General features: G+C 43.6%; 12 protein-coding genes. 2 read left to right on the top strand and 10 right to left on the bottom strand.

Annotated features, from left to right (window positions below; translation table 11 throughout):
- The first annotated feature begins 135 nt into the window (after positions 1 to 135).
- Entirely contained in the window at positions 136 to 684 is a 549-nt protein-coding gene (locus tag L3V32_RS04530; protein ID WP_054867095.1) for a hypothetical protein, read from the top strand.
- Positions 685 to 725: 41 nt separating this feature from the next.
- Here the strand turns inward: L3V32_RS04530 and L3V32_RS04525 are convergent, their stop codons facing one another.
- From L3V32_RS04525 to L3V32_RS04490, 8 genes are all read right to left on the bottom strand, one after another.
- Entirely contained in the window at positions 726 to 2,948 is a 2,223-nt protein-coding gene (locus tag L3V32_RS04525; RefSeq protein WP_237283882.1) for a TonB-dependent siderophore receptor, read from the bottom strand.
- A 201-nt stretch (positions 2,949 to 3,149) separates the two neighbouring features.
- Positions 3,150 to 5,126: a Fe(3+)-hydroxamate ABC transporter permease FhuB gene (fhuB, locus tag L3V32_RS04520; RefSeq protein ID WP_085343865.1), complete on the bottom strand. Its 1,977-nt coding sequence runs from the start codon at positions 5,124 to 5,126 to the stop codon at positions 3,150 to 3,152.
- The gene (locus L3V32_RS04515; RefSeq protein ID WP_085343866.1) at positions 5,123 to 6,007 is read right to left on the bottom strand and encodes an ABC transporter substrate-binding protein; all 885 of its coding nucleotides are present in this window, start codon (positions 6,005 to 6,007) and stop codon (positions 5,123 to 5,125) included. The genes fhuB and L3V32_RS04515 overlap by 4 nt, the downstream gene beginning before the upstream one ends.
- A gap of 10 nt (positions 6,008 to 6,017) precedes the next feature.
- Positions 6,018 to 6,782 carry an ABC transporter ATP-binding protein gene (locus L3V32_RS04510; RefSeq protein ID WP_167426614.1) on the bottom strand — a complete coding sequence of 255 codons (765 nt, stop codon included), beginning with the start codon at positions 6,780 to 6,782 and terminating at the stop codon, positions 6,018 to 6,020.
- Between the two features lie 325 nt (positions 6,783 to 7,107).
- Complete coding sequence (locus tag L3V32_RS04505; protein WP_005377723.1) at positions 7,108 to 7,326, bottom strand: hypothetical protein; 219 nt, start codon at positions 7,324 to 7,326, stop codon at positions 7,108 to 7,110.
- A gap of 87 nt (positions 7,327 to 7,413) precedes the next feature.
- Positions 7,414 to 8,538 carry an HD-GYP domain-containing protein gene (locus tag L3V32_RS04500; protein WP_237283881.1) on the bottom strand — a complete coding sequence of 375 codons (1,125 nt, stop codon included), beginning with the start codon at positions 8,536 to 8,538 and terminating at the stop codon, positions 7,414 to 7,416.
- 274 nt (positions 8,539 to 8,812) lie between these two features.
- Positions 8,813 to 10,018, bottom strand: a complete 1,206-nt coding sequence (locus L3V32_RS04495; RefSeq protein WP_074191420.1) for an aromatic amino acid transport family protein — start codon at positions 10,016 to 10,018, stop codon at positions 8,813 to 8,815.
- 161 nt (positions 10,019 to 10,179) lie between these two features.
- On the bottom strand, positions 10,180 to 11,373 hold the full coding sequence (locus L3V32_RS04490) for an iron-containing alcohol dehydrogenase (RefSeq protein WP_237283880.1): 1,194 nt from the start codon (positions 11,371 to 11,373) through the stop codon (positions 10,180 to 10,182).
- Between the two features lie 625 nt (positions 11,374 to 11,998).
- Here L3V32_RS04490 and L3V32_RS04485 point away from each other — a divergent pair.
- On the top strand, positions 11,999 to 13,264 hold the full coding sequence (locus L3V32_RS04485) for an HD domain-containing phosphohydrolase (RefSeq protein WP_006741574.1): 1,266 nt from the start codon (positions 11,999 to 12,001) through the stop codon (positions 13,262 to 13,264).
- 62 nt (positions 13,265 to 13,326) lie between these two features.
- On the opposite strand, the gene L3V32_RS04480 is transcribed toward L3V32_RS04485, so the two are convergent.
- Both L3V32_RS04480 and L3V32_RS04475 read right to left on the bottom strand, forming a co-directional pair.
- Positions 13,327 to 13,929, bottom strand: a complete 603-nt coding sequence (locus L3V32_RS04480; RefSeq protein ID WP_041852966.1) for a 2OG-Fe(II) oxygenase — start codon at positions 13,927 to 13,929, stop codon at positions 13,327 to 13,329.
- A 160-nt stretch (positions 13,930 to 14,089) separates the two neighbouring features.
- Positions 14,090 to 14,860: a TerC family protein gene (locus L3V32_RS04475; RefSeq protein ID WP_006741575.1), complete on the bottom strand. Its 771-nt coding sequence runs from the start codon at positions 14,858 to 14,860 to the stop codon at positions 14,090 to 14,092.
- Between the last annotated feature and the right edge of the window lie 198 nt (positions 14,861 to 15,058).

The following is a 15,058-nucleotide window of genomic DNA, read 5'->3' as shown; positions in this document are numbered from 1 at the left end:
ACCTATTATTGACATAACCCCTCGCTATATCACGCAAGGTCGTTGTAAAATCGTACGGTACTTCAGTCTGGTGCCCTTTGCACTAGACTGTTTTTCACTTTCTAATAATGCATATTAATCTCATGACACAAGTCCATGGACAAAGATAAGTTTACTAACATCTATCGCTTGCCTGGTTCGATTCAAATTCGTATCGGTAAATGGCAAAAAACGTTCCGCGGCACCTCTGATTTAGTTTTACATCAGGCGCTAATGGAGCGTAATAAGCAATTTAAGAAGCCAGACTTTTTACCTAAAGGCTGGTGCGTCACTCCTGTTGACGAAAAAGATATTACTGTCACGCACCACGGTAAATATATCCAAACCGTCATGCGCACAATGTTGGACAGAAAGGTCTCGTACAAGCGATTATTCCTATCTCGAATGAGTGCGGAAGAAGGTGAAAAAGTGCTCCACAATTACAAACTGGAGTGGGTAAGAAAACATAACCAGATCGCCAAAAAGTACAATCAAATTAAGAAGAAACAGTACATGAACTTTGCAAGAGAAGAAGAGGAAACCCTCTACCCTTCGATTCCAAAGGGTGAGTTTGACAAAACGTTATGGAACAAGCTCGTAGTATCATCGTTTGGTCCGCAGAAAAAGTACAAAAACCCACATTTTGTCCGCAAAGCCGATTTCTAAATAAACACCCCTACACTAGGGGTGTTTATTTATCCGTTAAATCACCAATCGTAAGTTAAACTGGCAATAATATTTTGTCGATCGCCATACCAACAAAAACCATCACATGTCGCTATGTACTCTTTATCAGTGATATTTTTGGCTGCGACTTGTAGCTTGTAATCTCCAATGCGATAGCTGACCGTCGCATCCATTAAAAAGTAACTTGGTACTTTTAGTCTCTCTTCATTATCTCCGTATGACTCACCTGTATAGCGCGCACCTAAGCCAACAGCAAAGCCATCAAGAGGTCCATCAAAGAAACGATAATGTGCCCAAGCTGATGATACGGTATTCGCCACTTGAGAAGGTGTTTTGCCAACCCATGTCTTATTGACGTCTTCTTTTATCTCTGCATCAACATAGGCTATGTTTCCGATTAATGTTAAAGAAGGTGTCACATTGGCTACAGCTTCAAACTCAACGCCGTTATTTTCTATTTTTCCTATTTGCGTCAATTCACTCAAGTAGATACGAGCCAAGTTTTCTTTTGTTGCCCGATACGTTGCGATATTGAAATAGCCATCGAATGAATCCGGTTGGTATTTTACACCGATTTCAATTTGATCACCGCTTTCCGGCTTCGCTGGCTTACCATTGCTATCTTCTTGAATAATTGGATCAAAGTACTGAGAGTAACTAAAGTATGGTGTGAAGCCTGAATCAGAAATATAAGCCGTTCCCACACTAAACGTCCACTCTCCGTTGTCGACTTTCGTGCGAGCACCCGTGGTAACATTATGTACTTCGTTACTTGTATCGTCGTAACGAGCACCCAATAACATTGCCCATTTATCGTTAATCAGCATATGATCTTGAAAGTAGACACCGAGCTGTCGGTTCTCGATTTTCGTTCTTTGCTTATCGGTTTCGCTCAATGGCTGTAGCGTATTCGGATCGAGTAACATTATATTATCCGAATAAGTGGGATTAAATACATTAAACCTAGGGTCAGGCAAAGCTCCCATTGGTGTGTTTAAGAGTGCATTACCATCAGCAACGATAGGATCATTAGCAAAGTCCATACCATCGATACTGATCGTTTGAAAATCTAAACCCAACATCAAGTTATGCTCAACACTTCCCCAATTTACTTGGTGCATCAAACGATTATCAATATTAAAAGCATCGGATGACCCATCTTCTGTTGAAGCGCCCCGAAGTATGGTCTTGCGTTCATTTGATGGGTCTAAAATCGGCCCCAACCCAGGCACATCAGCCGAGTAAACGTACGAATACATTTGTCTCAACTTAATATCCATTTCGCTATAACGAGCAGCTTGAACAAATGAAGTAGTATCATTAAATGCATGAGAAAACTCATAGCCTAAAGACACCTGCTCACGCTCAAACGTCTCCCAGTTAGGATTGCCTATTGCTAAACTATCACTGATCTTTCCATTTTTGTTTGGCGTTAACGTTCCTTCAACTGGCAAAAATTGCAGATAAGGATCTGAGTCGTCTTTTTGATAGCTCGTTAGAAAGGTAATTTCAGACGTCTCATTAAATTTGTACGTCATTGATGGAGAGAGAAGAATGCGCTCTGCTTCTACCCCACTAATTCTCGTCCCATTTTTTCTCGCTAACCCTTGAAAGCGGAAAGCTAACTGCTCACTCACCTCAGAGTTTACGTCAAGAGAAAGTTGTTTACGGTCTTCAGAACCGTACTCCAAAGATACAAGCCCTGAGCCTCCATCAAATTGAGGTCGCTTACTGACGACATTGATAACCCCACCAGGAGGGTTTTGCCCATAAAGAACAGACGCTGCACCACGTAACACTTCAACCCTTTCTAACGCAAACGGGTCTATTTGCCAACTATAGAAACCAGAAGAATATAAACGGGTACCATCTTGATACAGCCCGCTGTTCGCCTGTTTAAAACCACGAATAATAAACCAATCTTGCTTGTTATCTTCGCCGAAATAATTAGTTTGAATACTTGGTGTGTACTGTAGCGCGTCAGAAATGCTAATAGAGGCACGATCATCCATTTGTTCTCGCGTAACAACAGATACCGCTCTTGGGGTTTCATTGATGGCAATATCAGTTTTCGTCGCTGCCCGACTCTTCGCTCCAAGATAACTAAAATCAGGACCAACTGCACTGTCTTGCTGCTGTCCAATCACAACTATATTTTCATCTTCCTGAGCCAAGACATTTGGCGTTGATAACGCTAATACAACCGCCATTGACGTTGGTGTCAGCATAAACTGCCGAGTCATATTATTCTCCTTTTTTGTCGGCAGCCAAACCAACCCTTCATGACTTCAGCGATCGCTGAAAGAAAAGCGAGTTACGGCATCGCCAGTTGTTTCCATAAAAGACAAACCAGAGGTTTTGCATAAAGCACTCGCATAGGTTGCGAATGCCACTGCGAGTGCTTGTTTGTATAATTACTTTCTTGGTTGAGGCGTAGCTCGTATCTACAAACGACGTAATCCCCACATCAGATACAAACCGCCAATGAGAGACGCCATAAGCCCTGTTGGTACTTCTTGCGGGTAAAGAACTTGTCGTCCCAACCAATCGGCCAACAACATCACGCCGGAACCCAATATCGCGGCGCATAACATGTGTTGTGACGCTTTGTTAAAGCCAAATAAGCGAGCTAAATGCGGAGCCAGTAACCCAACAAAGCTAATAGGACCAACAACCAATGTCGCACTGACCGTGAGACAAGCAACTAAAAGCAGCAGTATCGAGCGTGAACGATCAACGCGAATCCCAAGTGCTTTAGAGGAAGCGGCGCCAACAGGAAGAATATCTAGCCATCTTACGCAGAGAAAACTCAACCCTATAAAAACAAGCGCAGATAAAGACAATGGGAGTAACGTTTCAACCGAAACATAGTAGGTAGACCCAGACAACCAAGCCAATGCTTGATAACTTCTTGGGTCACCAGTGGCTAGAATAAAGCTCTGTATTGCATTCATCAGTGCGGTAATAGCAATACCAGTCAACAAAATGCGCTCCGGCTGAAAACCTGATTTACGGTTTAGCAGCACAATGACCAATACCGTCGCTAATGCACCTACAAGCCCGCCTAAAGAAAGAGTGAAAATTGACGAACCTAACCCAGTAAACATCGCGATGATCAATCCCATCGCTGTCCCTGAACTGATGCCGATCACTTCTGGACTGGCCATTGGGTTTCCACTTAGGCGTTGAATCATGGTGCCAGCAATCGCTAACATTGCCCCCGCAATTGCTGCTGCAAATAATCTAGGTGCGCGCCATTCCAAAAAAATCCAATTTTGGCTAGCAAACAAGTTTGTCCACCCTTCATTTTGCACAGCAACCGTGGCAAAAAGAACAACGGAAATTAATGTGCCGATCAACGCCAATGAGATCGCTTTAGGGTTTAGCTTGTAAACATGTTGACGATGTCGAGTTAACACCGTTTGAGTATGACCCTGCGTCTTTTGTGATAAGCGAGGTAGCAGCCATAACAGTAGCGGAGCGCCCAGTGCAGCGGTTGCTGCTCCCGTTGGTATAAAACTCGCCATTAGCCCTGGCAGTTGCTGAATAACCAAATCGGTTAAAGTCAATAACATGGCACCAATCAGCATCGATACCCAAAGCTTATGCTGGATTTTATTGATACCTATCAATCGAGTAATCGCTGGCGCTGCTAATCCGATGAAACCGATGATTCCTACTGCAGAAACGACCCAAGAAGTGATTAACACCGCAAGCCCAAGACAGACAAAGCGCAGTTTGGCTAGCGAGACACCTAAACTCTTGGCACCTTGCTCGGAGAGTTCTAACAGACTTAACGGCTTTGCAAACACAAATGCGATAACCGTAGCAAGTGCGATTCGAGGTGCAAGATACGAGAAATCACCCCATCCGCTCTGAACAAGCGAGCCCGCTCCCCATATCATTAATCCATTCAGCTTTTCGGTATTCATCATTAGAATAACCGTACTTAATGATGCAAAGTACAGGTTTATCACTAACCCAGAAACGACGACAACCGTTGGAGATAACGCTCGTCGCCATGACAACAGCATCACCAACCCCATCGATGTCACACCGCCGATGAGAGCAACCAAATTAGGTGCTATATCCAACATCCAAGGGGCAAATAGCGTAGCTAACATCAAAGCAAAACTTGAACCGCTCGCCACACCAAGTGTCGTGGGTGAAGCGAGAGGGTTACGCAGAACTTGCTGCATCAATACCCCAGCAACCGCTAATCCAGCACCAGATATAATCGTGGTGAAGACTCGAGGCCACCAGCTAAAGTGAAGTAAGACGGAATCGATAGATTGAAAGTTAGGTTTCCATAAACTGCTAAGAGCCAGTGAGAATGAACTTGCTTGATACAATTGGAAAGCACCAATAGAAAAGGTAAATGCCGAAAGTAACACCACAAGGCTTAAAGGCATGGCTTTCATTGTTCTAACTCCTCGACCTTACTCGCCGTAACTAACTCCGCGAACCGAAGCGCTGAAGGCATAGAACCAAAACTCCAAACAGGCGCGACTTGCATGACCTTCTCACCAGACTGTTGAACAACGTATTGCCAAAACGGATCTTGAGAGAGCTGCTTTTCGCCACCGTGAGGCAATGGCTCAACGATAACAATTTGGGCTCTTATACCTGCTAACTTATCGATGCCGACTAAGCTGAAGCCCCAGCTATTTGTCTCTTCGTTCCACGCATTACTCAGCCCAATCTTTTCGATAGCCTGAGAGTAAAGACTATTCTGACCAAAAACACGAACGTGCTTCGTATCCATAAACTGAATCATTAAAAGCGGCGGCTGGTCTTTGTTTATGCGCTGTTTTAATAAAGAGAAACGTTCTTCATATTTTTGTATAAGTGCCTCAGCTTCCGCTTCTCTTCCTAGCTCTTCACCAAACCTCCGAGTGAAACGAGTAAGTACCGACCAATCTGTAATCCCGCTTTCATATAAGTCAATCGTGGTAACGGGGGCGATATCGACTAAGCGATGCTTCATTGAGGAGAAGTACGGGGCAATAAAAATACGGTCAGGTCTGAGCTCGTAAATACGCTCTATATTGGGTTGAGTTCTTAACCCTACATCCTTAGTTTGAGGTGGTAACGGTGGCGATTTTACCCAAGCATCGTAATCTTGCCCTTGAGCGACGCCTACGGGCACGACCCCTAACGCCAACATCGTTTCAGTTTGTGTCCAATCAACCGACATCACCCGAGGTGACGCCTCAGCTACTGCTTGAAAGGAACTGACCAAAAGCGCACTAAGTGAGAGAGCGAAAGAGAAATGCTTAAGTCGAGTGTTTGTACTGCTCATTATTTAACCTCTAGCTTGGCATCGCCACCGGATAACCCGCAGGGTGGTCAGAGATCTTCATCTCTATCCCGTATATGTCCCTCAGCTTAGGTTCAGTAAACACCTGTTCAACATTGCCTTGTGCAATCAAATCACCTTGATGTAATGCAACGATATGATCGCAAAAGCGCGCCGCTAAGTTGATGTCGTGCAATACGATAATAACGCCCAAACCCAACTCTTTACTGAGTTTAGAGATGAGCTTCAACATATCGACTTGATGGCTAATATCTAACGCAGACAAAGGCTCATCAAGAAGCAAATACTCGGTTTTTTGCGCTAATAGCATGGCTAGCCACACTCGTTGGCGCTCCCCTCCAGATAGCGTATCAACTAAGCGATCTGCGTATTTTAGTGTTCCTGTCATCGCCATTGATTCTTCAATAATGTCATGATCTTTCTTGCTCAAACGACCAAGTAAACCATGCCATGGGTAACGACCAAATCCGACTAAATCGCGACCTAAAATACTGTCGGTCACCGGAAGATGCTGAGGCAAGTAGGCAATGTGTTGGGCGAATTTTTTCGCTGAGAGATCGTTAATGCTCGTTCCATGTAGAACCACGTCACCAGCGGTGTATGGCTGTTGCTGTGCCAGCAACTTTAACAATGTAGATTTTCCTGAACCATTGTGCCCAACAAGAGCGTATGTTTTTCCGGGTTCAAATGTCACATCAAACGCTTTTAGCAATGACTTGCCTTCAATCTCAAACTGGAGTGCTTTAGCTTCCAACATCCCTACTTCACCTAATAGCCATTCACAAATGAAAGCTAATCAACCGCTTTCATTCGTTCATCACGTTTGCCGTTCTTATTCAACAGAACGATTAATAAGGGAGGTTTTATATAACAACAAAGATACAAATGCAAACCGTTGTCATTATCATTACATCAACAAGATCATTGAGAGAATTACTAAGCGTTAATGATTATTTGTTGCGGATGACTTCATTAGTGGATTGTCGGCAGGTCAACGAGAGCAGCGGTCTACCACTGCCCTCGCATAAATTTGAATGAATACTGCGGCGCATGAAGAAATGAGAAATGCCGCAGTGAATAAATTAATGACGAGCGTCAGCGCCAAACTCTACTTCTTTATAGATATCGGCTAGCGACTTTTTACCTTGTTTGTCTTTGGCTGAACGCTTTTTCTTCGTTTGATAATGGTATTCTTGCTCCTGAAGTGCTTGTTCGTGCTCTTTTGCTGACTCAACAAACTCAGGATTTGCAAGTGCTTGTTGGCGTAAGCGGTTTACTCTTTCAAGGGTTTCCCACAACATACTTCACCTCCAAACTCACTACTGTATATAAAAACAGTATTGTTTAAATATTCCTCCTCGTCAACATTTCAACTTCGTTACTGCTCTTCACATTAACCCCAAGCCTGTATAGTGCTCCGGATATTTGTGGATGATTTGCTTTATATAACCTTGATGCTCTCGCAGAGCATTAACACATTCTCGAGATAACCATCCCTGATATACCCATTTTTCAAGTTCTAACAATGCGTATGGGATGGACCACGCTTGTCTGTACGGATGGTGCGTCGTCATAAAATCAAAGGCATTCGCGACAGCCGTAATTTGCGCGGCTATTGGTATATCGCCACTGGTTAAACCATACGGATAACCAGTACCATTTAAGTTTTCGTATTGATAAGTAACCATCTGCAAAAACAAAGTCACACTCGGGTGAACCGGATTTCCGATACGAGCCACTATGTCATCGGCCGAGTCGATGCAACGCTCAATATGTTGCATCAATATCGCCTCTTGTTCTTGAGTATAATTTGTTCGGCGACTAGCAATTTCAACTGGCAACTGAATATCACTGAGCGCATGGAATTGAGCAAAAATACCAATATCTTCGACCATTTCATCATTCAGGTGATAACGATCCGCTAACTGCGTTGCGATGACTTGGCTGTAATACTTCATTCGCTTGGTATGCGCGTAAAACTCAGGGGAGTAGCCTGGCATCATACATTGCATTCGGTTCGCCAACGTTTCTATCGCGCTAACGACGTGGTCTTCTGATTCAACCGCAAATTGAATCATTTCGAAATAAGGTTTGAGACTATTCAACGCTTCTAAGCTAAACGCATTGGGCTGAGTGGAATTTAAAAACACAAAGCCTGTAAATGCTTTATTGTCGTAACAAGGAATCGCAACCGACGACTGGTATCCCTGTTTGAGTAAGGTTTGAACCCGAGGACAATGATTAATATCGTGAAGGTCTTCGACGATGCGAGGAATCGCGTTTTTGGAGGCAATATTGAGGTGGTGGAGTTTACGGAATGCTGACTCATGGTGGGCTAAACACCAAGTGTCGAACTCACTTTCTGCAAATGATTTGAGCACATCTTGGTCTGGGTGATATTTAGCAAATGACACCCTATCAATACACGGCAAGTGCGCCTGCATCCTGCCCTTTAGCGTTTGCAGTTGCTCATTAAGCGGTTTTGCAAACGGGTAAAAACTCCGGTGCGCCATACTTCACCTCCACACCCAAGCAGAGAAACAAGAGAAGCTCATTGTGTTGTAAATTCAATGGTATTTTGAGCGGTTTTCTCCACTTAAATTATCGATATACCACAACTTAAGTGTACGAAATAAAAGCACATTTCTACCAATTCTTTCACCGAATATCTTACGGTAATTTGATCCAGATTAAAAAAGCCAACGAGCGAAACTCGTTGGCTTAACAATACTGATTGATTACGATGGATTCAGTAACTAGAGGTTATTCAGAGAACGTTCTAAACAACTAGCCCAGAGCAGGAAGCACACCCAACGTAATTAACACCTGAGCTAATACGATACCTGTGCCAGCGATACCCGTTATCACTAATGCTCCTTGGCCACCAGCAACTCGGTACTCCCCCGTGAAATCATCCGATTTACGAACCTTGATCACCATAACCAAAGGCAAAAAGATGGCTAAAATCGCTAAGGCAATCGCTGCATAACCCAAAGCCATAATAAAGCCTTGAGGGTAAAAAAGTGCGAAGCCCAGCGGTGGGGTAAACGTCACGAGTGCCGCAACCAAGCGATTAGGCTTATCGTTGCTCCCTTTGATGGTGTCACCCAAAAACTCGAATAGACCTAAACTCACACCAAGAAATGACGTTAACAGTGCCAAATCAGCAAATACACCGACAATGTTGCCTAAGTTTGATTGGTGCACCGTCTGCGATAGTTGACCAATAAGGGCGCTCAACCCGCCGTTTTCAATAAGCGTACTTTGGCTAACCACACCCAATGTCACGATCTGCCAAAAGATGTAAATCACGAGCGGGATCGTCGAGCCAATAATAACGGCTTTGCGCAAAGAAGAAGTATCGCCATCTAAGTAATTCACAATTGCCGGAATACTTCCGTGGAAACCAAATGAAGTAAAGATAACAGGAATCGCCGCTACAATAAGACCTTGCTCAATCGGCATACTCAATAAGTAAGATTCCGTAACGTTTGGAGCAAGAAAAGAAAGCACAGCAACCATCGCAACAAGTTTCATCGCGAACAACACTCGGTTAACTTTATCGACCGTACCTGTACCAACTGTCACAACTAAAGTCACAATCAAGGTAAAGATTATCGTTGATGTAGGCCCTGAAATATCAAGGTCAAACCATTGTGCAAGGCGGTCTCCGAACTGAGCACCACCGCCAGCGATGTACGCTGCACACAATGAGTAGAACAGAAACAACATCGCAAAACTTGCCACCCACTTGCCTTTTTGGCCCAGGATCTGTTTCGCTAAAGTATGAAGAGTTGCACTACTTTCTGCATGCTGATGAAGCTCTAGCATGAGTAAGGCAGTGAAAGCCATCAGAGCCCATAAACTGAGCATGATGATGATTGAAGTTGAAAAACCAATGCCGGCAGAGGCAAGTGGAAGGGCTAGCATGCCAGCACCTATTGTAGTTCCCGCGATAATTAGAGTACTACCGAATACTTTAGAACGACTCATCGTATATTTATCTTTACACTTTATTAGGGATTATCGGTATTAGATCGGGCAACGGCGTACCGAAACCAATACCATATTTGTAATGCTGTCGATATTGTAGGATCTTCAGCAGAAGATCAAGCAAAGTGTAAGGATAAAAAACCACAAGTGTAAATAAAAATTTACACACCACTAATATCCAACAATAGCTGAGTACATTCTTCCCTGCTCATGAACTTAGGGACAGGATAATTCCAGTGCGCCTCTTTCAGAATTAAATCTACAAGCGCATCAGCATCTTCGCGCTTAATGAGTGCACTTTTCTGCTTAATATCAATGCTTGCAAACAAAGACTCCACGTGCGTCAAAAAGTGTTGAGCACTCGCCTCACCTGACTGCCCTTCGGCCGTCAACGCATCGAGTTTTCTTAGTTGAGGCTCTATCTCTGATAATGAAAAGCGCAGCACAGGTATTAAGGCTAGTCCGTTTGCCATGCCATGAGGTATTCCATATTTCGCACCGAATGTGTGAGCAAACGCATGAACATAACCCAAACTCGCTTTCGTAAATGCTAAACCTGCATAGTAGGATGCCATGGCCATTTTATGTCGAGCTTCAACATCATCCCCTTGCGCTACGACCCGAGGAAGATGCTTAAAAATTAACTTAATGGCGGCAACAGAGTAAGCCCTAGTTTCTTGAGTAGCATTTCTCGACACATACGCCTCAATAGCGTGAGTTAATGCATCAACGCCAGTATCAGCCGTGATCTTAGGAGGTAAACCAATCATTAAGTTCGCATCTAAAGCTGCCATTAGTGGCACCAACTTTGGATCCATCAAAGGGGTTTTAATGTGTGAGGAGGGATCTGATACGACCGCGGCGATGGTGACCTCACTTCCTGTTCCTGCGGTCGTTGGAATAGCAAACAGAGGCGCTGGCATTCGCCATACTTTCAATAGTCCAGCTAACTTTTTTATTGGCCGTTTATTGGTAACTTTCGCAGCAATGACCTTTGCGCAGTCCATTGCCGAGCCACCACCCAAAGCTAATATGCCCTCACAATGAAAACGATGGTAAGCCTCTAGACCGCTTTCTACCTGATCATAGGTAGGATCGGGCTGCACTTTCGAGAAAACATCTAACTGTAAATCGAGTTGTGCTGCCGCCTTGAGCACCTTATCGACAATACCGACTTGGACTAACCCTTCGTCGGTAACTAATAAGACGCGCTTAAATCCCAGTTCGGTCATCGATTCTAATAGCTCATTCATCGAACCAGGGCCGGAAAACAAGGTTGGTCTCGGCATAGGAAGGATAAGAGCTGCTATTTTTAGCCCTGCGGTGTAAGTCCGATATAAGCGATGCTTCAACATACGAAATCCTTTTCATTTAGAGCTATCATTCTAGCTACTTTTATCACCTATGCTTACTTTGCAATCACACATTTTTTAATTAAGTCATTTCATCAACACATAAATGCCGCTGAGGGAGCAATACCGTTATCTTGATCTCCCCACACCACATGAGCTGTAGAGAAAATTATTTTTTATGATTTTCCATTAGCGTTACCTTAATAACTCACCCCTCTTCGGCTTTGCCGATCATAAAGTGGTTATTGAAGGTGCCTTATCATTCATACAAACTCAAAAATATGGATTCTACTTAATCACATAACGGTACGGTATATCAGTAATCTAATCCGAACATCACTTATAAAAATACAAATAAGAATGCGTTACATCATGATTTATTGTCGTTTTCAAATAAGTCAATAAAAGCAACAATAATCTTTCAAAACTAATACTTAGTTCAAATAACTGACTCTTAATCATGAGCTTCAGGTGATATTGTTATGCAACTAGGATTATTATCCGCCCCATAATTAAAACTATGTCTAAACGCCCACCTTTTTGGGGTCTATTCGCTGTCGTACCCAATTTTCCTATCACCTTCTGATTTGGGTTTCGCGTGGGCTAATTAGCAATGTCGGTATAAACCATGAATCATTCTTGCCATTCCCATACGGACACGGGCTTTGAAGTCGATCTAAAACAAGCACTTATCTGGGTTGCTCGAGCACTCGATTATGTCGGTGTTGACGATACTCACCACAGCCATCGTGTCGCTTATATCGCTTACCAATGTGCTCGCGTCATGGGTTGGGAGCCAGAAAAAGCGGAGTTTTGTTACTTCGCAGGTATGATCCACGACTGTGGAGTCTCCGAAACACAAGAACATAAAATGTTACTTGGAGAGCTGGTGCCACAAGACGTGAAAACACACTGCTTAAGAGGGTACCGAAGCCTCAAGCAATGTCGTTTGTTGCGCCAATTTGCGACACCAGTTCTTTACCACCATACACATTGGAGCGAACTAAAAGAGCTCGATTTACCGCCTTTTGAAAAAGAGGTGGCCGCCCTGCTCTACTTATCGGACCGCCTTGATTTTATGCGCTCAAAATACGTCATGAACTGCCACTGTGACATTGTCACGCTTCATGAAGAATTGATTGCTGAGTGCATCATGGCAAACGTTGGAACCTTGTTTAATCCAAGCATGGCCGAAGCCATGGTTAAACTCGTCATGACCGACGCGTTTTGGTTCGCGATGGAGTCGGAAAATATTGAAACCATAGGCCTAAATTTTAAAAGCATTGATTGGCTTCAAAAACAATTAACCATCCAAGATATGAACAGTTTGGGAATGTTTATCGCTCAAATTGTCGATGCAAAGAGCCCGTTCACTTATCAACATTCACAAAAAGTAGCGGAATTATCTCGTTATCTAGCAATTAAGCTTGGGCTAAACGAGCACGACCAAGAAATGTTATATATTGCAGGGCTGGTGCATGATATTGGAAAGTTAAAAACACCAGATGAAATCCTTCACAAAGAAGGCTCTCTGAACAAACAAGAGTACACACGCATTAAACGCCATACCATTGATACTCAGCTCGCATTGCATAAGGTCTTCCCTAACGCGAAAATAGCGGAGTGGGCTTCCAATCATCATGAACGTTTAGACGGGTCGGGCTATCCCTATCACAAAACAGGCGACGAGCTCGATGTTCCATCGCGTATCATTGCTGTCGCGGATGTCTTCCAAGCCCTGTCTCAAGATCGCCCCTATCGAGGACGAATGACTCAAACACAGATCGCCGACATTATGGGTGAGCAAATAGCCAAAGAGGAGCTTTGCTCTGACGTTTATGCGGTATTAGAACGAAACATGACAGAGTGTTACGAACTCTCAACCGACGTTTAATCAAAACAGGGGCGAACACACGCCCCCCTTTTTTAGGATGATAAGACTAGGCCGACAAATAGTTAGCTAGCAATATCAAGTAAATTATCTCGCACACCATTGATTCTGAACCAACCAGCGATACTAAAACGCTCGGCATTGGTTGGTAACACCTCATGTGGGAACTGCTCTGATAAGAATACGAACAAACGCCCTGAGCGTGGGGGAATGGTTGCAATTTTATTGTCATTCAAATCGTATACTACTAATTCACCCGCGTCTTCTTCCGTCCAGGATTCGTTCATATAAAAAACGGTCGTCAATCGACGGTTTTCGTTACCTTTGAAGCAATCTAAATGTTTTTGGTAGAAGTCCCCTTTCTCGTACTTGGCAAAATGAGCTTCGTACTCAAAAAGTCCAAGAAACAAGTGACGGTTCACTTCTTGGCGGATCTCTTCCATTTTATCCAAGTAAGAAGTAACAGCATGCCCCATATTTGGCGATAACCATTGAATCTTGTCACTACGAATAGATTCAATACGAGTAACATCATCGTTACGACCAATACGTGCTTTTTTCCAATTGCTTGGAATGCAATCTCGCAGTTGAGCCACCTCTTGTTCAGAAAGAAAGTCATCCCAGATGTAGTAGCCATTGGTTGCTAACGCATCGATCATTTTATTCATTATTTTCGTTCACTCGTGTTAGTTGGGCGCTCTATATAAAAAATCTGCGACACAACAACAAATGCGATTTTTTATCGAGACGACAACTAAGCAAAACGAGAATTAAAATAGACGATACAAGATACAAAAATGCCGCTCATGTGAGCGGCAATGTCGTTTGTTATTGACGAGCTTCTAATCTCGTTGCTCGAATTCGCAACGGACGAAGACGCTTAATGCTAGGACGCTGTTTGTTTTTTAGCTGGATATGACAAAGTTCCAGAATCAAACCAAATGCCATCGCAAAGTACACATAACCTTTATTGATATGAATTGCGAAGCCTTCTGCCATCAATAAGCCACCCAATAAAACCAGGAACAGCAATGCCAACGTTTTAAAGCCGGGATAGCGCGTCACCAGATTATTGATTTTTTCAGCAGTCATTACCATCACGATTGCAGACGAGACAATCGCCGCGACCATAAGCGGGACATCACTTGTCAAACCGACGGCGGTTATCACCGAGTCCATTGAGAATACCGCATCCACAGCAACAATCTGCAGCAGCACTACCGCTAATCCAGTACGAGCATGAGTCGAGTGGCCAGATTCATTGTGATTTAGCCAGCTCCACAACTCTTTCAGGCTTTTTGCCAATAAGAATGCACCACCCGCGATCATGATCACGTCTCTTCCGGTAAACGCCTGGTTTACGATAGAAAACAGTGGTTGAGTCAACTGCATAATCCAAGAGATGGAAAAAACCAATGCAATACGAGCAATAACGGCAAGGCCGATGCCAAGGTTTCTTGCCAGTTTACGTTGGTGATGTGGCAATCTTTCACATAGGACGGAGATAAAAACGACGTTATCAACGCCTAAGACAACTTCAAGCGCAAACAAAGTGGCAAAAATCGCCCAAGCCTCTGGTTGCATGAAAAGTTCTAACATGAGTACGCCTCCAGTGATGGGAAGACATACGGTGAAGGGTTCTGTCGACTAAAGGGGTCGTCCATTAATTATTTATACCTCTGTTACTTAAGGATCTTGAGTAAATCACCAAATAATCAACAACACAATGGCTATTTTTAAAGGTAATGGCGGCTTTTCATTCGTACACAAACTATTCAGCCCTCGCACTAGAAAGAT

It is taken from the genome of Vibrio sp. J2-4, assembly GCF_021728155.1.
Classification (GTDB): Bacteria; Pseudomonadota; Gammaproteobacteria; order Enterobacterales; family Vibrionaceae; genus Vibrio; species Vibrio diabolicus.
This window is presented reverse-complemented; position numbering and strand designations above follow the sequence as displayed.